Source organism: Flavobacterium sp. DG2-3 (assembly GCF_030730925.1).
Taxonomy (GTDB): domain Bacteria; phylum Bacteroidota; class Bacteroidia; order Flavobacteriales; family Flavobacteriaceae; genus Flavobacterium.
Map to the genome: position 1 here is coordinate 1 of NZ_JAVAMB010000023.1, position 23,787 is coordinate 23,787.

Annotated in this window: 12 protein-coding genes; 3 read left to right on the top strand and 9 right to left on the bottom strand. The window is 36.9% G+C overall.

Features of this window, described 5'->3' with window-relative positions; all coding sequences use genetic code 11:
- The first annotated feature begins 477 nt into the window (after positions 1–477).
- Genes Q9Q97_RS20935 through Q9Q97_RS20945 form a run of 3 tightly spaced genes read left to right on the top strand, consistent with a single transcriptional unit; the run spans position 478 to position 4,305 of the window.
- Entirely contained in the window at positions 478–1,116 is a 639-nt protein-coding gene (locus tag Q9Q97_RS20935; RefSeq protein ID WP_306160699.1) for a 2Fe-2S iron-sulfur cluster-binding protein, read from the top strand.
- Positions 1,113–2,093: a xanthine dehydrogenase family protein subunit M gene (locus Q9Q97_RS20940; protein WP_306160701.1), complete on the top strand. Its 981-nt coding sequence runs from the start codon at positions 1,113–1,115 to the stop codon at positions 2,091–2,093. The genes Q9Q97_RS20935 and Q9Q97_RS20940 overlap by 4 nt, the downstream gene beginning before the upstream one ends.
- A gap of 7 nt (positions 2,094–2,100) precedes the next feature.
- Positions 2,101–4,305, top strand: coding sequence for a xanthine dehydrogenase family protein molybdopterin-binding subunit (locus Q9Q97_RS20945; protein WP_306160703.1), 2,205 nt, complete (start codon positions 2,101–2,103; stop codon positions 4,303–4,305).
- Between the two features lie 277 nt (positions 4,306–4,582).
- On the opposite strand, the gene Q9Q97_RS20950 is transcribed toward Q9Q97_RS20945, so the two are convergent.
- The 9 genes from Q9Q97_RS20950 to uxuA form a co-directional block, all read right to left on the bottom strand.
- Complete coding sequence (locus tag Q9Q97_RS20950; RefSeq protein WP_306160705.1) at positions 4,583–5,146, bottom strand: DUF2911 domain-containing protein; 564 nt, start codon at positions 5,144–5,146, stop codon at positions 4,583–4,585.
- Positions 5,147–5,354: 208 nt separating this feature from the next.
- The gene (locus Q9Q97_RS20955; protein ID WP_306160707.1) at positions 5,355–7,154 is read right to left on the bottom strand and encodes a glycoside hydrolase family 2 protein; all 1,800 of its coding nucleotides are present in this window, start codon (positions 7,152–7,154) and stop codon (positions 5,355–5,357) included.
- A gap of 306 nt (positions 7,155–7,460) precedes the next feature.
- Positions 7,461–9,881, bottom strand: coding sequence for a glycoside hydrolase family 2 TIM barrel-domain containing protein (locus Q9Q97_RS20960; protein WP_306160708.1), 2,421 nt, complete (start codon positions 9,879–9,881; stop codon positions 7,461–7,463).
- 134 nt (positions 9,882–10,015) lie between these two features.
- Positions 10,016–11,194, bottom strand: coding sequence for a glycoside hydrolase family 88 protein (locus Q9Q97_RS20965; RefSeq protein WP_306160710.1), 1,179 nt, complete (start codon positions 11,192–11,194; stop codon positions 10,016–10,018).
- Positions 11,195–11,525: 331 nt separating this feature from the next.
- Positions 11,526–13,046 carry a RagB/SusD family nutrient uptake outer membrane protein gene (locus Q9Q97_RS20970; protein ID WP_306160712.1) on the bottom strand — a complete coding sequence of 507 codons (1,521 nt, stop codon included), beginning with the start codon at positions 13,044–13,046 and terminating at the stop codon, positions 11,526–11,528.
- Between the two features lie 17 nt (positions 13,047–13,063).
- Positions 13,064–16,066 carry a TonB-dependent receptor gene (locus Q9Q97_RS20975; protein WP_306160714.1) on the bottom strand — a complete coding sequence of 1,001 codons (3,003 nt, stop codon included), beginning with the start codon at positions 16,064–16,066 and terminating at the stop codon, positions 13,064–13,066.
- 215 nt (positions 16,067–16,281) lie between these two features.
- On the bottom strand, positions 16,282–20,373 hold the full coding sequence (locus Q9Q97_RS20980) for a two-component regulator propeller domain-containing protein (protein WP_306160716.1): 4,092 nt from the start codon (positions 20,371–20,373) through the stop codon (positions 16,282–16,284).
- 190 nt (positions 20,374–20,563) lie between these two features.
- Positions 20,564–22,192, bottom strand: a complete 1,629-nt coding sequence (locus Q9Q97_RS20985) for a hypothetical protein (protein ID WP_306160719.1) — start codon at positions 22,190–22,192, stop codon at positions 20,564–20,566.
- Between the two features lie 158 nt (positions 22,193–22,350).
- The gene (uxuA, locus tag Q9Q97_RS20990) at positions 22,351–23,535 is read right to left on the bottom strand and encodes a mannonate dehydratase (RefSeq protein ID WP_306160721.1); all 1,185 of its coding nucleotides are present in this window, start codon (positions 23,533–23,535) and stop codon (positions 22,351–22,353) included.
- Between the last annotated feature and the right edge of the window lie 252 nt (positions 23,536–23,787).

The following is a 23,787-nucleotide window of genomic DNA, read 5'->3' on the forward strand; positions in this document are numbered from 1 at the left end:
TTAGTATATTTTAAAAATCTGCAAAATCTTTTAACGCAACAATAATCTGATTTATCTGCCAAATCTGCGAGAAAAAAACTTTGCATAATAAATCTCATAAAGAAGAGACGCAAAGTTTTTTAAACCATATAAGTGATAAGTTTAATTAAGAAGAGAACTTAGAATGCTTATATTACTTATATGGTTATTTTTTGCATTAAACTTTGCCTCTCTGCGACTTTGCGAGATTTTTTTTCATTTAATCTTTGCGCTTTTCGCGTTTTTGTAAAGCTTAAGTAGAATATCTTAGCGCTCTTTGAGTTTAAAAAAGATTGCAATTTTAATTAAACTTATATCACTTATATGGTTTTAAAAAAATAGAAATTGTAATTATTCTAAATAAGAGTAATGTTTGAATTTTATAATTTTTTCTTACAGAAGATCGCTAAATTTGTTAGAATAACAAAAGTGAATTGGCTAATTTAACAAATAGACTGAATGGCTTCTAAAAAAACAAACCAGAATAAAGTAACGCCCGAGGATGCTAATTCCCGCCGTGACTTTATAAAGAAATCGGGACTTTTTACCGCTTTGGCGCTGACGCCGCCTTCATTGGTAATGGCATCAGAAAAGAAATGGGACGAAAAAATAGCGGAGTATTTAGAAACCGTACCGCTTTCTATTGAAGTAAATGGCACAAAACGCAATCTGAATATCGAGCCGAGAACTACTTTGCTTGATTTACTTCGTGAGCAATTGCAACTTACGGGAACTAAAAAAGGCTGTGACCACGGACAATGTGGTGCGTGTACCGTTCATGTAAATGGAACCCGAATTTTGTCATGCCTTTCTCTAGCATCGATTCAACAAAACGCTCAGGTAACTACAATTGAAGGACTTTCAAAAGGTAAAAAACTGCACCCAATGCAGGAAGCTTTCATAAAACACGATGGTTTTCAGTGCGGCTATTGCACGCCGGGACAAATTATGTCGGGAATTGCCTGTATCAAAGAAGGTCATGCCAACAGCAGAGAAGAAATAAGCGAGTACATGAGCGGTAATATTTGCCGTTGTGGTGCTTATCATAATATCGTTGATGCGATAACTGAAGTGAAGGAAGGAGGGAAGGAGCTATGAAAAACTTTCAAATAATTAAAGCACTGTCGTCTTCTTCGGCAATAACAGGAAAAGCCAAAGACAATTCCTCCATGTTTATTGCGGGAGGAACAAATTTGGTCGATTTGATGAAGAAGAATATTGTCGCACCAGATAAATTGGTCGACATCAACGGACTGGATTTAAAGAAAATCGAATTTTTAAAAGGAAAAGTTTCAATCGGCGCATTGGCAAAAAATAGTCAGGTTGCCGAAGATGCTTCTATAAAAGAAAAATATCCTTTGCTTGCTCAGGCTTTGGCTGCAGGAGCATCACAACAGATTCGTCATATGGCAACTGTGGGAGGAAATATGCTGCAAAAAACACGCTGTTCGTATTATTACAATAACGATATGCCTTGCAATAAACGAGTACCTAAAAGCGGATGTGGCGCGATTGGCGGCTCTAACCGTATGCACGCTATTTTTGGCGCTTCTGACAGTTGTATAGCCGTACATCCGAGTGATATGTGCGTGGCTTTGGCGGCGCTTGACGCGAAAGTTTTAGTAGAAGGTCCAAAAGGAAAACGAGAAATTAATTTTACAGATTTTCACAGACTTCCAGGAAATACTCCTGAAAAAGACAATAAACTGGATGAAAGAGAATTGATTACTTCAGTTGAAATTCCAGATAATAATTTTACTAAAAATGTTCATTATCTAAAAGTTCGTGACAGAACAAGTTATGCTTTTGCATTGGTCTCAGTTGCTGTGGCTTTAGATATAAAAAATAACAAGATAAATGATGTCAGATTAGCCATGGGCGGTGTGGCACATAAACCTTGGCGATTAACAGAAACCGAAGAATTTTTGAAAGGAAAAACAGTTTCAGAAGAGGTTTTTAAACAAGCAGGAAATCTGTCTATGAAAGGCGCAAGAGGATACGGCGGCAATGATTTTAAATTGACGCTTGGAGGAAATGCAGTAACAGAAGCACTTACAATAGCAGCATCAAAATAATTCAATTATGAGCAAAACAAGTAATATTAATAGAGTTGACGGATTTGCTAAAGTAACAGGTTCTGCAACGTATTCGGCTGAATATAAAACATCTGGAGTTGTTTATGCTTGCCTTGTTGGAAGCACGATCGCAAAAGGAAGAATCAAAACTATAGATACCAAAAAGGCAGAATGGGCGCCAGGAGTTTTGGCTGTGATTACGCATTTAAATGTAGATAAACCTTCGGGTTACCAAAAAGCAAAAGACAAGCATAATTTTGGTCAGCCACTGCAGATTTTCAAAGATGATTCGGTTTTGTATTACGATCAGCCGATTGCTTTGGTCATTGCGGATACTTTTGAACGTATGCGCTACGCAGCGAGCTTAATTAAAGCGGATTATTTTAAAGAAGAACATTCAACCGAACTTCAAAAAGCTGCCGATAAAGAGAAAAAAGTCGAAACCGATAAAGGTAACGACTATCATCGTGGCGAGCATGACGGTTATAAAAATGGCGAAGTTGTTTTGGAAACAGAATATACGATTCCGACCGAAGTTCATAACCCTATGGAATTGGCGAATATCATTGCGAAATGGGACGGAAATAAACCCATTTTATATACCAAAAGTCAGGGAGTTGAAGGAACACGCAAAAGCGTAGCTGGAGTTTTTGGCGTTCCTGTAGAAGATGTTGAGGTGCATGCAGAATATATTGGTGGTGCATTCGGAATGGGATTGCATACTTGGCCGTATGAGATCGCGGCTTTAATTGGCGCGAAAAAATTAAATCGTCCTGTGAAACTGGTTTTGCATCGTGAGCAGATGTTTACCAATGTTGGTTTTAGACCATATACCATTCAGAAAATGGGATTGGGTGCAACCAAAGATGGAAAACTAACAGGATTAACTCATGAAGCCGTTGCGATGACTTCGAGTTATGAAGATTTTATGGAAGGAACGGTAAATATGTCACGATTTATCTATGATTGTCCGAATGTTTCTACTCGTTATAGAATTGTGCCTTTGGATACCTGCACGCCAATCTGGATGCGCGGGCCGGGAGAAGCAACGGGTTCTTTTGCCTTAGAATCTGCAATGGATGAAATGGCTTATAAATTAAATTTAGATCCGATTGAGTTTCGAAAACGCAATTATGCCGAAAAAGATCTGGAACAAAATAAACCGTGGAGCAGTAAGTTTCTGTTAGAATGCTACGAAGCGGGTATGGAAAAAATTGGTTGGAAAAACCGTAAAAACGAGCCCGGTTCTGTGAAAGAAGGAAACTGGCTGGTAGGCTACGGAATGGGAACTGGAACTTTTGGTTGCTACAGAAGTCCGACTTCGGTAAAAGCAAAATTTCTTGCGAATGGTGATTTAGTATTACAGTGCAGTGTGAACGATATGGGACCTGGAACCGCGACCATGATGACGGCAATTGGAGCTGAAATTACAGGTCTTCCATCTGAAAATGTAATCATCGAAATGGGAAAAAGCGGTTTGCCAAAAGGTCCAACGCAAGGTGGTTCGGCAACGACTTCTTCTGTAGGCTCTGCCGTGCATGATTCTTGTAATTTGTTGGTTAGTAAAGTGCTGGAATTGGCAGGAACAAATGCTACTTTTAAAGGAATTCCGATTACAGATTTAACTTTCGAAAACGGATTGATTTCTTCTAAAAAAGACAAATCAAAATCGATTGCTCTGACTGCACTTTTAAGCGCTAATAAATTGGAAAACTTAGAAGTGGAGAATCTTTCAAAAGCAGCTGAAGAAGCGAAGAAATATTCGATTTATTCGTTCTCTGTTCATTTTGTGAAAGTATTAGTGAATCCGAATTTGGGTAAAATCCGTTTAGCACATGTCGTTTCTTGTGCCGATATTGGAACAGTTATCAGTCAGAAAACTTCTGCGGGACAAATGTTCGGTGGAGCAGTTGGCGGAATCGGAATGGGATTAATGGAAGCCTTAGAAATCGATCATCGTTTCGGGCGTCCGATCAATAATAATTTTGCCGATTATCATGTTCCTGTAAATGCTGATATTGAGAAACAGGAAGTATTTTTCGTCAATAAAAAAGACCCAATCAGTAATCCGATGGGGACAAAAGGTTTGGGAGAAACAGCTTTAGTTGGAATGGCGCCTGCAATTGCTAACGCTGTTTTTAACGCAACGGGAAAACGTGTTCGAGACTTGCCAATTACATTGGATAAAATTATAGAAACTGTGAAGGTTTAAAGCCACAGATTATTTCGATTGAAAAAAAATAGCCACGAATTCACGAATTTTTTTTCTGCTAAATCGAAAATCTCTTCAAAAGTTAAAACCACAAATTACACAAATTTTCGCAAATTATTTTTAAATCTAATTTGTGAAAATTTGTGTAATTTGCGGTTATATTTTTTTTAAAATTAAAATAATAATTAGTGCAATTCGTGAAATTCGTGGCAAAAAAAAATCGCAAAGCTTAAAAAACTTTGCGACTTTGTGCCTTTGTGGCCTGTATCATTAAAAATTACTTCACTGTAATTGGCAATTCAACCGTAGTTTTATCCCAACCAATAACTAAATTAGCTACATTTCCTTGAGTTGTAAAAGCAATAGATAAAGCTTCGATTACATCAGAAACGTTTTTAACTGGAACTGAAACTCTTACCACATCTTTTTTCTCATCGTAAGCATAACCACCCCATAAATCCAATTCTTTATTGATAATGATGGTCCATTTATCTTTTTCAGGAATAGCAAATAAACTGTAGTATCCAGCAGGAACTTTTTTACCGCCAATAGTTACGTCTTTGTAGAATTTAATTTCCGTGTTTTCGTTAGCACCAACTCTCCAGATTTCGCCAAACTTTACAACATCTCCAAAAATAGTTCTTCCTTTTGCAGAAGGTCTTGCGTAAGTCACTTTGATAACTGGGTTTGGAGTATCCGTTTTTTTGAATTTTACGGCTTTGTTTGGGAAATAAGAAATATCAACAGGGCTATTGTCAAGCGGAGCAAATTTTACCACATCTTGAGCTTGAACTGTAAAAGCAGCAAACAACGTAACTGCCAATAAACATAATTTTTTCATAGGATTACAATTTTTTTAGATTATCACAAAGTAAGTTAATAATGAAGAAAAATCATATAAATTGAGATTGGTTTTTTGTTAATGAATTGGTAACAGTTTTCTTTTTTCGTCATTTTTTACTGTAGAGACGCACCGCAGTGCGTCTAACGTATTGTGATTCCCCGTTGTGTAGACGCACTGCAGTGCGCCTCTACAGATAAACTTTGTTTTAATATTCGCTTTTCTTCTTTGTGTACCAATCCTGCATGATATAAAACGCTTTTTTCTTTTCACCGTCATTCGAAATTAAACCTTTACGATTATATCCATCCTGAATCCCTGGAAGCAATCTTTTCGGAGACCTGAAATCAACCAGAATCCACGGACTTAATCCACTTAGATGAGGAATTTTTTCAATCATTTTTAAATTCTGAATGTATAAATATTCCTGATATTCTTCTGTCCAGCGTTCGTTTTTCTCTCCATGAAAACCAGCTTTAGCATCGCCTCCAAATTCAGAAACCACAATTGGTTTGTTGTATTTAGATTTCCAGACTTTTTTTTCAGCATCTTCCAGATTTCCGCCGTACCAGCCTAGATATTGATTGAAAGCCACAACATCTAAAACTTCACCAATTGGATCATCTATAGTTTCATTTTTTGTTAATAAAGCCGCGCTGATTAATCTTGTATTGTCTAATGATCTCGTATGTGATGCTAAATTTCTAATGAAAGTATTTCGTGCTTCAGAAATTGGAGTTTCATTGGCCATTGACCAGATAATAATACTGGCTCTATTTTTATCTCTTACAATAGAAGCTGTTAATTGATCTTCGGCATTTTGATAGGTGTTTTTGTTTGTAAATTCCACGGTCCAATACACCGGAATTTCTTCCCAAACCATGATTCCCATTTTATCAGCTTCACGAATAATATTTTCGTTATGCGGATAATGTGCCAAACGAACATAATTACAGCCCATTTCTTTTGCCCAATTCAACAAGCGCAAAGCATCTTCAACAGAATTAGCACGCCCGCCTTTGGCATTTTCTTCGTGAATAGAAATACCGCGTAAAAAGATCTGTTTTCCGTTAAGCAAGATTTTATCTTCTTTGGTTTCGATAGTTCTAAAACCAATTTTATCGCTTAGTTTTTTTCCGTTAAAATCGATTGTAACATCATATAATTTCGGGTTTTCTGGAGACCAGTATGATATTTTTTTCGCTAGAATTTCAAAATTTAGATTTCCGTCAGCACCAACTTTTCCTTTGTAATTGATTTTCAATTCTGGAATCGAAATCGAAACGGCATTTTGAGTCGAATTTAAATTATTGATTTTTACAAAACCTGAAATTACCGCAGTATTTCCTTTTTTAAGCTGAATGGTGTAATCTTGTACAAAAGAATCGTCCTCTTCAATCAAAGTCACATCGCGTGTGATGCCGCCGTAATTCCACCAATCGGTATTTACTGTCGGGACATCTTCTTTGTGGCGCGTGTTATCAACTTTAATAACCAGATAATTGTCTTTTGGTTTTACAATAGAAGTCACTTCATAATTAAACGGAGTAAAACCGCCTTCATGTGTGCCTAGTTTTTTTCCGTTTAAATAAACATCAGCTTTATAATTGATAGCTCCCAAGTATACAAATAAGCGTTTTTTAGGCGCTAAATTGTAGTCAAACGACTTTTTGAACCATACATTGCCTTCGTAATATTTCAATTCAGGAACCTGTGAATTCCAATCGCCCGGAATTGTAATTGTTGGCGATTTATCGAAATCATATTCTACTAATTCCTGTTTGTTTTGAGCATGATAATTGCTAAAAAAAGCTCCTTTTGGCGCTTTTTCATTTTTATCATATTGATCCAAGTGAAAGCTGTAAAACCCCGTTTGATACGGATCGATGATATAATTCCATACTCCGTTTAGTGAAGTGGTATTGCGGTTGGGTACGTTTGAGATTAGATTTTGTGCAGACACCAAAACGGAAGAGGTTAGGAGTAATGCGGTTAATAGTTTTTTCATTTTATAATTTGTTTTTTGGTATTTGTGTTTTTGTTTTGCCACGAAGGCGCTAAGGCACTAAGTTTTTTTGTTTTTGTTTTTGCTTCTTGCAGTCGCTAAGACGCAAAGATTTTTTTGTCATCCTGACGAAGGAAGGATCGCACAAGAAGCTCCGCATGCTAATTCGCCAATCTTTATCGATTTTCGAGTGTGATCCTTCCTTCGTCAGGATGACAAACTATATGAGAAAAATAATCTGCTTAATCTGCAAAATCTGCGTGAAACAAAAAAAAACTTAGTGCCTTAGCGTCTTTGTGGCTAGAAAAATTATTGAGTAGAAATCCTCAAATATTCTCCTTTAAAACTCTGATTCAAAGCTGTCATTTCTATCGGATTTCCAGAACCATCTGGAATTACTTCAATTGAAGCTTTTCCGTTTGCCATTCTAATCGATTCGCTTCCTGTTGGTGTTCCTTGGTTTTTCAATGTTTTTCCTCCCTTTAAACATTGAAAATACACGCTTGCTTCATAATCCAGACAGCGTAAATTATTGTTGTCTATTGCAATTGCAGTAACTAAATAATTTCCGTTTTTTAGTTTTTCTGATGAAAGTTGAAGTGAAACTGCCGTATCATTTTTATTGAAACGATAATTCACTTTCAGCGTATCCGAAACTGTTTTTCCTTCTTTAGTTTTTCCAACGGCTAATAAAATATTCTCGCCTTTTTTGAAATTGACATCCCAAGTTAATCCATTTGCAGGATAAAGGGAAAGATTTCGTTGTTTTTCTCCCAATGATTTTCCGTCATGGAACAAAGTTACTTTTTCGCAATTACTGAAAACACTGATGGTTCTCGGTGTGTTTTCAGGACCTTGGCGTTCTGTCCACGTATGCGATTCGATATACGCGAAAGGTGTTGTCGCCCAGTAGCTTTTAAAAACATAATAGGCATCCTTCGGAATTCCGTTTCTGTCCGTCAAACCTTTCTGATTCATGTACGGAATATCATCTTCTGGTCGTAACGGCGTTGCAAAATCCTTAAATGCCCACTGAATATTTCCCACAAACGTTGGATCATTCTCGGATATATGCAAATGCCAGTCAAACAAATCAACTATATAATTTTCGCTCCAATCGCCAATTTGAGCAATGTTGGCCACTTTGGTTTGAACAATTGCTTCTTCCCAGCCTTCAGATTTTATTACATTTTCGCCCGTTATTGGCTTTTCGCTGTGACGGCCAACGTGACTATCTCCACCGTATTCGGCATGAATAAAATGTTTGTATTCTTTTTTATAAACATCAATAGCTTTTTGGTAGCTTTTGTAACTTCCAGAATACCAGCCCGACCAGATCGAAGGCGAGAATACATCTACAATATGCGAACCTTCATAGTATTTTCTAATGGCTGTTTTTCTTGTCGGATCTAGCTTATGCGAAATGTCATTTAATTCCGTTAAAAAAGCATTCATTTTATCAGCATTATCTCCGTCTGGAAAGTCAGGAAGCCAGTTCATTTCGTTTCCTAAAGACCAGATTATAATACTCGGATGATTGTAATTTTGATTGATGATTTCCGCCAGCATATTTTTGGTATTGGTTTTCCAAACCTCATTTCCGATGCCGCCTCGACACCACGGCAATTCATCCCAAACCAATAATCCTAGTTCATCACAAGCTTTGTAAATTTCAGGATCTTGCGGATAATGTGCTAAACGGACAAAGTTGGCGCCCATTTCTTTTATCGATTTCATATCGGCCCAATGCTGTTCGTTGCTCATGGCAGCGCCAACTCCAGCTTGTTCTTCATGGCGATGTGTTCCGCGAATTAACAGACGTTTTCCGTTAAGATAAAAAGGGCCATGATCTTTAAACTCAAACCATCTAAAACCAACTTTTTCTGAAACGCTGTCTCTAACTTGATTTTTTTCAGATAAAGAAGCCGTCAGTTTATATAAATTCGGTTTTTCAGTATCCCAAAGCTCTGGGTTTTTGATGTTTTCGAAAGTGATTGTCGAAACTTTATCCGAAACAGAAATTGTTTTGCTTGCGACTTTTTTGCCTTTTGGAGTTTTTAAAGTTACAGTAAGCGACAAATCTTTTGAATTCTCTGGATTTATAATGGACGAAACAATTTGTACGGAAGCTTTTTTAGCTGAAACTTCAGGCGTAGTTATTTTCAGGTTTTCGATATGGCTTTTGTATTTCGAAACCAACCAAACATCACGCGTTATTCCGCCATAAATAAAAAAATCGCTTTTTTGAGAAGGAATAATTTCAATATCATAACTATTATCGACACGAACAAAAATATCGTTGTTTCCTTCTTTTATGAATTTAGTAATATCGATAGAAAAACCAATATAACCGCCAATATGCGATCCAGCTTCTTTACCGTTTACGTAAACATTCGTAGTAACATTTGATCCTTCAAAATAAAGCGAATAAACCTGATTTTGATCGATTTTTGAAATATTGAGATTCTTCTGGTACCAGCTCGCATCACGTCGATAGCCCGGATTTAAATCGGTGGCATCTTCGGCATTCCAAGTGTGTGGCAAGTTGAGAGAAACCCAGTTAGAAGCTTTTTGAGCTTCGCTGAGGTTGGCAGTATGATTTTCCAAATACTGCCAATTGTCGTTAATGTTTGTTTTTGTCTGAGCAAAACTGCTGCTCAGACAAAATTGAACAAAAACAAGGGTAATAAAAATGTAAAATGTATTATAATGGTACAGTGGTTTTTTCATAGGTACAAAGCTTTTTTTTGAGGTTCTGAGCTACTAAGGTTCTGAGCTGCTAAGGTTTTATTGTGTTAAGATTAAAGATTCAAAGGCTTTTTTTTGCTTTGCTCAACATCTTAGCGCCTTAGCATCTTAGTACCTTAGGACCTTTTTCTAAGAAGCGCTTCTAAAAAATAATAATCGGCATAAATAATTGGTTCGTCGATTTCGTCGTGTTTTGGCCAGTTTCCAGTGCTGTGATCGAGTAGGAAAGGGGCTTTGATTTCTGTACTTAAAATATACTTTTCAGATTGTACGGAAGCCATTAGTTTATCCGCGAAAGCGAGATAACTTTTATCTTTGGTGTAAGTATACAATTCGTATAGTCCAGAAGCCATAACCATTGCCGCAGAAACATCACGAGCCGAATTTGGAATACTCGGATCTTTAAAATCCCAATATGGAATTCCGTCTTCTGGCAGATTTTTATTCGTCATAAAAAACTTTGCGGTTCCTTCAGCTTGTTTCAAATAAGCGGGATCTTTGGTGTATCGGTACGACATCGTAAATCCGTAAACTGCCCAAGCTTGGCCACGCGCCCAAACCGAATCGTCATTGTAACCCTGCAAAGTCGTTTTCTTTCTAACTTCTCCCGTATTCGGATTATAATCAATTACGTGATAACACGAATTGTCTGCTCTAAACTGATTTTTTAAAGTCGTGTTAGCATGTTTAATGGCAACGTCACGGTATTTTGGATTTCCAGATATTTTAGAAGCTTCAAAAAGTAATTCCAAATTCATCATATTGTCGATGATAACCGGATAATCCCAAATTTCTTTGTTGAAATCCCAAGAACGAATAGAACCCACTTTTGGACTAAACCTTGTGCATAAAGTTTCGGCGCCTTTAACAATTACAGCTTCGTATTCTTTCTTGTTTTCCACTTTCAGCGCTTCTCCAAAACTGCAAAACACTTTAAAACCTACGTCATGCGAATTACTATTGACACTTTCCTTTTTGCTAAAAGGAGTCCATTTTTGAGCTTGTTCTTTGTATCTAGAATCACCTGTGAGTCGGTATAACTGCCAAAGGTTTCCAGCAAAAAATCCGCTTGTCCAATCTCTTGACGGAACTTTTCGAATTTCCATTGTTTTAATGTTCATGCTTCTCGGCATCGACATCGAATCAACTGGATAATCGAGCAGCATTTGGTAACGGGTTTTCAATAATTTTTCTGTCGCAGCAGAAGTTGTTGTTTGAGGATTAACCCCAGGTTTGCACGCTGTTGCCAGCGATGCAAAACCCAGAATTAGAAAAACAAAATTGACATTCTTCATATTTAAAATATATATTTTTTTGAACGCGGATTTTCGCTAGTTTTTGTTTCACGCAGATTTCTGCAGATTAAAGCAGATTTGAATAGATTTTTTATTTACTCCCGCAGATTTGGCAGATTAAGCTGATTTTTTTGTTTCATGCAGATTTTTAAAGATTTTTTGAAATAAATCTGCTCAATCTGCCAAATCTGCGAGAACTTTAAATCTGCGCTCTCTGCCAAAATCATTTTTAAATCTGCGTGAAACAATGACAACCAAAAAGAAAGAAATCCGTTAAAATCAGCGCTTTCGCGAAAGCGAATCTGTGTCATCCGCGTACCATAATCAACAATTAGTAACCAGGATTATTTGGTTGTAAATTCGGATTAATAGCCAATTCAGTTCCTGGCAATGGCCACAGATAATCTCTGTTCGGATCGAAATTAGCATGTGGTTCTAAACCGTTTGGTCCAAAAACTTCAGGTCCGATTTTAAGCCTTTTTATATCATACCATCTCACATATTCAAAAGCCAGTTCCAATCTTCTTTCGTCAATAACCATTTTTCTGAAATCGGTCTGAGAAAGTCCTGGAGTTACGTTGGCAGGAAAAGAAACCAGTTTTCCAGCTTTATTTCTTGCTCTTGCGCGAACGCGGTTTACGTAACCATCAGCTTCTGTAGTTCCCGGATTGATTTCGTTAAGAGCTTCTGCAGCGGTTAGTAAAACTTCTGCAAAACGCATCGTAATGTAGTTGTGCTGTGAAGTTCTTCCGTTAGCTCCAGCTTTTCCCGGAAAACGGAAATATTTAGCAATATGTGGACGAGGCGCTTTTTCGTTATCGCTTGACGGATAAACCTGCAGCGATCCGCCTGGACCTGTTTTCTTTCTGATAATCGTATCAAAACTTACCGCTCTTCTGTAATCTCTTTGATCCCAAGTATTGAATACTTTTAAAGAAGGAACCGCAACCGAAAATCCTTGTCCGTAGCTGTAGCTATCGTCTTTTAAAGATCCAGTAAAAAACGCCGTATAATCTTGACCGTAATTTCCTGAAGTTAAGTTGTTAAAGTCAATTGTAAAAAGAGGTTCTTTTAAAGAAGCTGTTTTCGTAGCATTAAACAAATCCTGAAAATCTGCATCAAGTCCCAAACCAAATTTAGCTTCGTTTGTAATTACAAATTTAGCTTCGTCATACGCTTTTTGAAAATTTCCTAAAGTCAAGTAAACAGAAGCCAAATAGCCCGCCGCAGTTCCTTTTCCTGGCACCGCTTTTACTTTTGGTTTGTCATCCAGCCATTGTTTCGCAAATTCTAAATCGGCAATGATTTTAGGATAAATTTCAGCCTCTTTTGTTTTACCGATTGAATTAACCTGATTCACATCATTCACAACAAAATCAACATACGGAATATCGCCAAAAAGACGCACTAAATGGTAGTAGGCAAATGCTCTCGCAAAATGCGCCTGAGCCACAATCGCGTTGACTTTTGCAGGATCTCCAGGTGTTTTTTTAGCCCCTTCAATGGCTTGATTGGCGGCTGTAATAATTACATACGATTGAGGCCAAAAATTCGCTACCAATGCGTTGGTATCATTCATGCTCATGTCGTTTACATCAATACGCGCGGCTTGTGTGGTTCTATCGCCAATGTCAGACATATCGTCACGAAGCATTAAGGCAATTGTAAATTCTCTTCCCCAGTAATTGTTGTGGCCAATGTTGGCAAAAGCTCCGTTTACAGCAGCCTGTAAATCGTCTGTGTTGTTGAAGAAGTTGTCCGGACGAATAATTCCAACCGGTTTTTCTTCTAGATCAGAACAGCTGAAAAAAGCCAGTGTTCCGACAAATAGAAAAGCTATATATTTTTTCATATCTGAATATTTTTTAACTAGAATTTTAAATTAAATCCGAAAGTGAACGTTCTTACGTTTGGATATCCGCCGTAATCTAACCCAAGGTTGGTGTTACTTCTTGAATTGGTGTCGTTTAAATAGTTGGTTTCAGGATCGGTTCCCGGATAATCTGTAATTGTCCAAAGATTTTGCGCACTGATGTAAAAACGAACTTTGCTTAATCCGATTTTAGAAACAACTTTCTCGTCTAAACTGTAACCGATAGAAACGTTTTTCAAACGAATATAACTTCCGTCATAAACAAATCTTGAAGTGATTCTTTTGGTTCTCGCCGCATTTGCAGGAACGTTTGTATCTGTATTGGTCGGTGTCCAAGCATCTAAAACTTCTGTTGTAGCATTGTTATTTCCAGAAGCCAATTCCATCAAAGTATAGTTTAAAATCTGACCTCCTTGTGAACCTTGGAAAAAGATATTCAAATCCAGATTTTTATACGTGAAATCATTATTGAATCCGAAAATGAAATCAGGATTTGGGTTTCCAATAATCGTTTTATCCTGAGAATCTAGTTTTCCATCGCCATTATAATCTCTGAATTTTTCACCTCCAGGAGCAGTTTCAAAATTTCCAGGTAAAACTGTTTCACCTTGCTGAATTACACCATCATAAATAAATCCGAAGAAAGAACCAACAGGCTGTCCGACTCTTAAAATCTGAGATTCAGTTGCCAAGAAATGTCCTGGCGCAGAATTGATTAAAAGGTCTTTGTTATCGGCTAATTTTAATACTTTGTTTTTGTTCGAAGAAATATTAAAGTTCGTTGACCAAGTAAAATCAGCACCAATAAAATTTCGGGTATTAATTCCTAATTCCCATCCTTTATTTTCCAATTCGCCCACATTTTGAAGCTGAGAAGCAATTCCTGAGATTCCTGGAAGCGGACGGTTAAACAATAAATCTTTCGTAATGGTTTTATAATAATCTGCCGTAATGCTGATTCGGTTATCAAATAAACCCAAATCAATTCCGTAATCTTGCTGATACGAAGTTTCCCATTTCAAGTTCGGATTGTCTAATGAAGTCAACTGTACTGAATTGGTAATCACGTCACCGCTCACATAATAAATTTCAGAAAATCTAGAAAGAGTAGAGTAGGCACCAATTGAAGGGTTTCCTGTTGCTCCATAACTCGCTCTTAATTTTAAGTTAGAAACTGTTTTATTGTCTTTTAAGAAGTTTTCTTTGCTAACATTCCATCCAATTGCTCCAGAAGGGAAAGTTCCGTATTTGTAGTTTTTACTAAAGCTCGAAGAACCGTCTCGTCTCGCTGTAAAGGTTAGCAAATATTTGTCGGCATAATCAAAGTTTAAACGTCCGAAAGCAGAAATCAACTCGGTCTCAGATAATCCAGAATCTGGTTTTAAGAAAACAGTTCCAGCGCCTAAATTTCTATACGAATTTGTATTTGTTAAAAATCCTCTCGAACCCGCATACGAATTTTCGTTTTTGTTTTTCTGATACGAATAACCGCCCAAAACCGTCAGCATACCTCTGTCGATAATTTCACGTTTGAAAGTCAGATAATTCTCTGTCAAGAAAGAAGAAAATCTAGTGTTGTTTACAGAAGCTTCTCCTTTAATATTTTTTCCTGCAATTAAAGTCGATGGAATAAATCTTCCTGTCTGCGAATTATTATCGGTTAAACCTAAAGTCGTTTTAAAATCAAGATCTTTTGTAATTTGATATTGTCCAAAGAAATTGCTTCTGTTTACGATAGAAACCGTTTCCAGAATATTTTCCATTGCTGTCGCATACGGGTTGTCAATATCGTCTCCAATTGGCGCTGTAGTCGTATAAGATCCGTCGGCATTATAAATACCTTTATCTGGCATAAAACGGTAAGCAGAAGCAATTACACCCGCAGCACCCGTTCCTCCAGCGCCCGTCTGACTTACAATTCCTTCTTTGTTTTGCTTGCTTGTAAAAGTGTTTAAACCCACTTTAAACTTTGGAGATAAATCAGCTTCCAAATTGCTTACAATTGTGTATTTATCGATTCCAGAATTGATTACAACTCCATTTTGATTAAAATACGTTCCAGAAACATAATATCTCACATTTTCAGATCCGCCAGAAAATGACAGTTGCGTATTCGAAATCATTCCGTCACGATAAATAACATCTTGCCAGTCTGTGTTTGCCGGACCTTGCGTATGTGTGGTAAAACTTTTTCTGTACGCCGCAAACTGATCAGCATTTAATAAATGCAATTTGTTATTTACCGATTGTACAGAAGTCGAATTGCTGAATTCAATTACTGGTTTTCCTGGTTTTCCTTTTTTCGTCGTAACCATGATAACCCCATTAGATCCACGAGATCCGTAAATTGCTGTTGCCGAAGCATCTTTTAAAACCTCGATAGAAGCAATATCTTGAGGCGCTGGCATAGAAACGCCTGCAAACCCGTCAACAACAATCAAAGCATCTCCACTCGCATTAATCGAAGTTCCCCCACGAACCCTGATTTTTACTGGCGCGCCTGGTTCGCCTCCGTTATTCGTCATAACAGAAACCCCCGCTGCACGTCCTTGCAAAGCTTGTTCTGCGTTTAAAAGTGGAAAAGCCGTCAGTTCTTTTGCCGTAACTGAAGAAACAGATCCTGTAATGTCGCTCTTTTTACGCGTTCCGTATCCTACTACTACAACCTCGTCTAGCGCTTTGGTATCTGGTTTTAAGCTTACGTTGATTACGCTTTTAGTGCCAACGGGAACTTCAACACTTTGAAATCCGACAAAATTGAAAACTAAAACAGCATTTTTTTCATTAACAATTACTGAGTAGTTTCCGTCCATATCGGCAGAAGCGCCCACAGAGGAATTTTTAATATAAACATTGGCACCAGGAAGTCCGAGTTGATCCTCGCTGGAAGTAATTTTTCCGGTGACTTTTTTGTCCTGTGCATTCACAATGAAATTTACCAGTAAAAAAGACACCAGTAAACACCATTTAAACGGTTTGTTTTTGTGATTTGTAAACATTCATTTTTTGGTTTTAAGGTTAAAAGTTAGCTGTAGTAAAAAATCAGTAAGCTCATTCCGATGATGATTACGACAAATAAAATCTGTAGCAATGAGAAGTAGTTTTTCTTGATTTTCATATCGCAAATGTAGATGCCGAAAACGATATAGAAGTACAAAAAAGGGTATCTAAAAATACAGATACCCTTTTTTAAGTCCCTAAAACAGTAGGTTTGTTAAATTATAGCAGAAGATTTATAAAATTTGTCTGCATATTGCGACGGAGTTTCGCCGTACTTTTTCTGAAAGCATTTGCTAAAGTATTTCGGATTGTTGAAGCCGACTTTATAGCTGACTTCTGAAACGGTTAATTTGTTTTGTTCTAATAATTGAGCCGCGCGTTTTAATCTTATTTCGTGAATAAATTCGTTTGGCGTACAATTCGTCCAAGCTTTAATTTTTAGAAATAACATCGTTCGGCTGACACCCAGTTCTGAACAGAAAAACGGAATATCAAATTGTTCGTTCGAAATATTCTCTTCTACAATTTTGAATGCTTTTTTTAATAATTCCTCGTCAAGCGAAGAAACCGTAATTTCTGACGGAATAAAACTGTCTTCGCTAGAAAACTTCATTTTTAAACGTTCTGTCATGTTCAGAAGGTTTTTTACGCGAAGCCTGAATTCAATTAAATTGAATGGTTTGCTGATGTAATCATCGGCACCGCTTTCCAATCCTTCAAATTTGTATACTAATGAAGATCTTGAAGTCAGCAATATTACAGGAATATGGCTCGTTTTGATGTTTTCTTTGATTTTCGAACACAATTCTGTTCCCACCATTTCGGGCATAATTACGTCACTGATAATCAAGTTTGGAACAAATTTTAAGGCTTTTTCTAAAGCGATTTTTCCATTTTCGGCTTCAATAATATTGTAATCTTTTTTGAGCAGGTTTTTCATGAACTTTCTCAAAACCTTATGATCTTCAACCAACAAAACGGTCTGTTTTTCTTCGTTTACAATTAAATCTTCCAGATCTTCATTTTCAATAACTTCCGAAGGTTCCAATTGTGCCTGATATTGTGCAATATCGTCGCTGATTTTAAAATCCGGAATAATTTCGCTGTCAAGCAGATGTTCGCGCCCAAGCGGTAAAGTCACTGTAAAAATAACGCCGCCAGAAGGTTTATTGGTAACATCAATTTTTCCTTTATGAAGTTCGACAATGTTTTTTACGATCGAAAGTCCGATTCCCGTTCCTTTGTTATAATTTTTCTGAACCTGATTGTGTGTTGGAACTTCAAAAAACAAATCGAAAATTTTGTCAATATGTTCTTCAGAAATGCCAACTCCCGAATCTTCAACTGCTATAAAAAGATTCTGCTGATCGTGATTGATTTTAATGTTGATCGAACCGCCTTTTGGAGTGTATCTAAAGGCATTCGAAATCAAATTATAAAAAACACGTTCCAATTTGTATCGGTCAAAATAAACCAGAATTTCTTCATTTTCGGTTTCGAATGTGTATTCGTAACCGCCGTCTTTGGCATATTCGATAAACGATAAAAAGATTTCTTTGGTGAATTTGACGATATTTCCGTTTGCCGATTCCAGCGTAACCTGATGGTTTTCGAGTTTTCTAAAATCCATTAAACGGTTAATCAAACTCAAAAGATGATTCGCACTTCCTTCAATTACCAAAAGCTTTTTGTACATTTCGTTGGTTCCGTTATAATCAGCCAAAATCTGCTGTAACGGACCTAAAATTAAAGTCAAAGGCGTTCTGAATTCGTGCGAAATATTCGTAAAGAAATCCAGTTTCAATTTGTTATTTTCTTCAATTCTTTGCGTTTCCAGATACTCCAGTTCCAATTTTTGTTTCAATCTGGCTTTCGATTTCATAATCCAAATCAAACCATAAAGGCCTAAACCAATTATAATTCCGTACAATAAAAAAGCCCAGATACTGCGCCACGGAGCCGGATTTACCACAACGGTCAAAGTAGTCGGAGTCTGATTCCAAACCCCATCGTTATTGGCACCGCGAACTTCAAACGTATACGTTCCCGGATTCTGAATCGCAAAATTGGCTTCGCTGTTTTTTGTCGTTGTCCAGTTATTTTCCAATCCAATTAAGCGATAGCTGTATTGATTGTTTTTTGATCGAATATAATTCGGAATCGCAAAACCAATCGAAAAATTTGCCTTATCGTAATCCAAAATAATGGTTTTAGTAAAACCGATACTTCTTTCTAGAATACCGTCTTTATCATGCGCATTGACAGTTTCGTTTTTAATTTTCAAATCGGTAATTAAAACCTGCGGAGCATATTGGTTTAAGGAAATTTTACCCGCATCAAAATAAGTTGCTCCAGACGGACTTCCAAAATAAAACTGATTCGCGCCCGCTTTTAAAGCCGAATTATCATTAAATTCATTACTTGCCAAACCGTCTTTCTGATCATAAATTGCAACCGATTTTTTAACAGTGTTGTATTTAAGAATACCCTGATTGGTGCTGATCCATAAGTTTTTGTCATTATCTTCTAAAATCGAATGGATGGAAGTGATAACCGTATTTCCAATCTTTAAATTGATTCTGCTGAATTTTTTTCCGTCAAAAACATGAAGTCCTTTTGCTTTGGTTCCGACCCAGATTTTGTTTTGAGAATCCTCAAACAAAGTCAAAATATCATCGCCAGACAAAGAAGGATGATCGTAAAAGAAATGCTGTATGGTATATTTTTTCGGATTAAAATTGCGAAGTGAAATGCGATTCAGGCCATTTTGTGTCCCCAGCCAGATCGAATTTTGTTTGTCGATTAAAATGCTGCGAACCATGTTGTTGGTCAGAAAAACTGGTTTTGTATTATCATTGCCAATAATCTGAAAAGTTTTATCCAAAGTATCGTAACGAATCAAACCTTTACCAAAAGTTCCGATCCATAAAATTTTATTTTCCGCTTTAAGCGAATAAACACCGCTTTCTTTTAATAATTCAGCTAAATCAGAAGCGATTCTGTTATCTTCAATTCGTTTTGAAATGGTATTGTAAGCTGATAATCCCTTCGAAAAAGTTCCAATCCATAAAATATGATCGTCAGAAAGGCACATCGCTTTAATATCGTTTTTATTCGATTGTCCCGTTTTACTGTTGATGTAGCTTACAGCTTCGTTATTTTTATTGAAAATAGTAATTCCGCCGCCTTCAGTTCCAAAATAAATATTCTGATTTTTATCCGCAATAATAGAACTCACGACATCAAAACTCATCGGAATCTTTTTCGAATTCTGATTGTAATTCGAAAAATTGACATTCGAAACATCCCAAAGATTCACGCCTTTGTAATAACAGCCAATCCAAATGGAACCCTTTCGATCCATAAAAACCGATTTCACCTTGTCGATTCCGTTATTATTATTGCTGTTATTGATTTTCTGAAGACTTTTATCTTGTCCCAGAATATAAATTCCGTCATACGCACCAACCCACAAAGAACCTTGATTGTCAATTAGTAAAGAACGAATATCAGTATTGATTTCACGATATTTTTCAGATGAAAGAAAAGAAACAAAAGCCTTCGTTTTCAAATCAAATTTTAAAAGCCCTTTATTTTTTGTTCCGACCCATAAACTGCCGTCTTTGTTCTCAATTACTGACTGAACATTTAATAAATCGGTTGTGTTTAACGGATAATTTTTAAAGCTGAATTTTCCATTTTGTCTGTTAGTCAACTGACATAAACCTTTTGTAGTTCCAATCCAGATTTCGCCTTTTTTGGTTTTTAAAATACTCAGAATATTATTGCTCGGAAGGGTAGAAGCATCATCATCGGAATGAAAAACCGATGTGAAACGCTCTGTTTTTTTGTTGTAAATCGTTAATCCTTTTGAAGTTCCAAACCACATTTCGCCGCCAATTTCACGAATGCTCCAAACCGCATTATTGCTAATGGTATGATTGGCTTTGGTATGCAAATATCTCGTAAAACGATTGGAAACAGGATCGTAACAGTTTAAACCATTATAAGTTCCCACCCAGATTTTTCCTGAAGTATCTTCGTCAATTGCCAAAATATCATTGTTGCTGATCGAATATTTATCAGCAGCATCGTTTCTGAAAATGGTAAAACGGCTTCCATCATATTTATTTAATCCATCGCGGGTTCCAAACCACATCTGTCCAAATTTATCCTGATGAATAGCAATGACAGAACTCTGCGAAAGTCCGTCGGTAGTAGAAATATTTTTAAGGCGGTATTTATTTTGGGAAAATAGATTTCCGAAAATAAATAGAATTGCGAGAAAAGCTATTTTGTATTTCATAGCGGGTTATTTTTTTTAGCCGCAAAGGCGCTAAGACACTAAGATTTTTGTTTCACGCAGATTCGGCAGATTGTAGCAGATTAATTAAGATTTTTAAATAAATCGGTAAAATCTGATTGAATCATTTTAAATCTGCGTGAAACAAAAATGAAGAACTTTGTGACTTCGTGCCTTTGTGGCAATTTTAAACTTACCTTAATCGTCTTTGCAATTGATAATCATACAGCGAAGGCACTTTATCAATTGATTGATTCAAAAACTCAATATAAGGATCAACATCATATTTGATTTCAAATTTCGTATTTCCGTGAACACCCATTATTCTGGCAAAAGCGCCGTCTTTCATTCCGTACAGTAAAACCGGTTTTGATGCATCTGGATTTTCAACTTGAACATTCAGATTCCAAAACGTACTGAAAGGACCGTGAGAAGGTTTCCAGTAATCAGCGCCGCCACCGCCAAATAAAAGATAACTATTGTTTTTGTCGGCTTTAAAATGAACGGTAATATTGTCAAACAAATTTTGATGATTGGCACCCGAATGCTGGTCCAAAAGCGGATCTGTAAAAATTTCGCTGTTTTGATAGACATTCTTAGTCGAAAAAGTGTTGAAACTTAACGGATGAACAGCTGAATTATAAATTTTCAAATTCTTGACCAAAATATTATGCACGCCGCCTAAAGTTACGGTATAATGTGCTAGATGTGGGCCGTCGGTTATAATATCTTGAATGGTAGTATTGGCCACTTCTTCGGCTAAAATTCCGCTGTCGGCATTAGTTATTTTGACATCTTTAACCCAAGAATTAAATAAACGGGTTAAGAAAATGCCATTATTTCCAGGTTCAACATGATGCGCCACTCTCGGAATATCAGGAAAAGTAAAACGGAGATGTTCGATTCCGACTTCGTTTAAATGTTTCCATTCGACCAATTGCGCCTGATAACTGGGCTTTATTGAAATAGTTAAAGGCGTTTTTAAAGTAATTTTGGAACCCGAAATTTTAGTGATTTCAACCTGTTGTCTCACAATTGGAAGTTTTGGAAATTTCCAGTGATGCGATCCCGGTTTTACTTTTGCGCCTTGATATAAATCTTTGATGATTTCGCCGTTTTCGCCGTCTTTATTAAATAATTGCAATTCAACAACGTCACCAACTTTTAGATTTTTAATTTCAGAAACTGTAATAACATGCTCGCCCATTTTTCCTGAACTTACTTTCGCCAGTGGGTTCGATACGGGTTCGTATTTATCCAAATAAGATTTTACACGTTCGCCAGGAACCTGCGTCCAGATAAAACCGCCCGACCACGCATATTGCGAAAAAGGAAGATCGATGTTATTTTCGGGTTCACGCTGACGTTTGTCGAAAGTGGTTAAATACTCGCGGAGCTCCGCCAAAACTTCAGAATTTTTAAGATACATCATCGGTCTTGGGCAATAGATTTCGGTTCCGTTTTCAGCAGAACCCGCACCGCGAAGAACGAAATTGCTTCTTTCGATGTAGAGAATTTCGCTTAGAATAATTCGTCCCGCAGGCAATTGAAGGATTACATTTCCATCGACAGCATTTGCGGCTTTAAAAGCTTTTAAAAGCGCTTTTGAATCGTCTAATTGGTCATTGGCTTTAACGCCAAAATCGGTTGCATTAATAACTTTTCCGTTAGATTCAAGAAGCGGTTTTTCGCCAAAATGGTAACCCGCATAACTAAAATCAGGAAGGTAATTTGTTTTTTGAGATAGGATTTTAGGTAATTCCTGCGCCAATATCACATTCGCAAATAAAGAGCAGGAGATAAGAATGGTTTGGCGAATCATGGTTTGTGGTTTTTGTGGTTAGTTAGTTTTTTGTTTTTTGCCGCGAAGACACGAAGGCTCTAAGATTTTTCTGGTTCTCGCAATCCCGATAGCTATCGGGATTGCGAGATTAAAAAAAAATATAAACTTTGTGCCTTAGCGCCTTCGTGGCAAAACCCTTATAAAGATCGCTTGATTCCCAATTCCAATCCACGCAATTCAGCAAGACCTCTTAAACGCCCAATTGCAGAATAACCCGGATTGGTCTTTTTCTTCAAATCATCCAGCATTTGGTGTCCGTGGTCGGGACGCATTGGCAATTGGCTGTTGTTTCTTTTTTCTACTTCTAGAATTGCTTTCACCACTTCATACATGTCAACATCGCCTTCAAGGTGATTCGCTTCGTAAAAACTTCCCTCTTCGTCGCGTTGCGTGCTTCTTAAGTGAATAAAATTCATTTTATCGCCATGACGTCTTACAATTCCTGGTAAATCATTATCAGCACGCACACCGTAAGAACCTGTACACATCGTAAATCCGTTTGATGGAGAAGGAGCAGCGTTCATTAATTCAACCAAATCTTCTTCTGTACTTACCACTCTTGGCAAACCTAGAATCGGGTAAGGCGGATCGTCTGGGTGAATCGCCATCAAAACGCCTTTACTCTCAGCAACTGGAATAATTTCTTTTAGAAAATGAAATAAATTATTCTTTAAAGCCTGTCTGTCAATATGATTGTAAGCGCTTAATGTCACCAAGAAGTCCTCAACCGTATACGCTTCTTCTGCACCCGGAAGTCCAGCTAAAATATTGCGTTGCAATTTGATTTTATCCTCCTCATTCATCGCATCAAAATAATCTCTTGCTTTCTGAATTTGTTCCAGCGAGTATTCTTTTTGCGCATCAGGTCTTTTCAAAATAAACAATTCAAAAGCCGCAAAAGCATTAATATCAAAACGTAAAGCTTTCGAACCGTCTTCAACCGTATACGATAAATCCGTTCTTGACCAGTCTAAAACCGGCATAAAGTTGTAGCAAACACATTTAATACCGCACAAAGCCAAATTGCGAATGCTTTCTTTGTAATTTTCAATGTATTCCAGATAATTCCCAGTCTGTTTTTTAATATCCTCATGAACCGGAATACTTTCAACAACCGACCAAATCAACCCAGAAGCACCTTTTTTCGGATCGCCGTCTTCGTGTTCGATTTCTACTTTTCGTTTAATGATTTCTTCAATTGTCCAAACCTGTCCGTTCGGAATATGGTGTAAAGCCGTTACAATTCCCGTTGCGCCAGTTTGTTTTATATCTTGTAAAGAAACAGGATCATTTGGTCCGAACCATCTTAGTGTTTGTTCCATTTTTTATGTTTTTATTTCCTGCAAGGTTTTCAAAGCCTTGTAGGTATTTAGAGTTATTTTTTAAAGTTTTTTGAGGAGCTATTTCCCGCTATACGTTTCAATCTTTTTTATTTTTAAAGAAAAAATAAAAAAGGATTTCCACTTCTATCGGGGCTAGGGCACTCGTTTTCATAAGAATCATTTATTATTTTCGGAATCTTAGAACGATATTATTTTATATCTAAAAGGCTTCCAAAATCTCGCAATATTGCA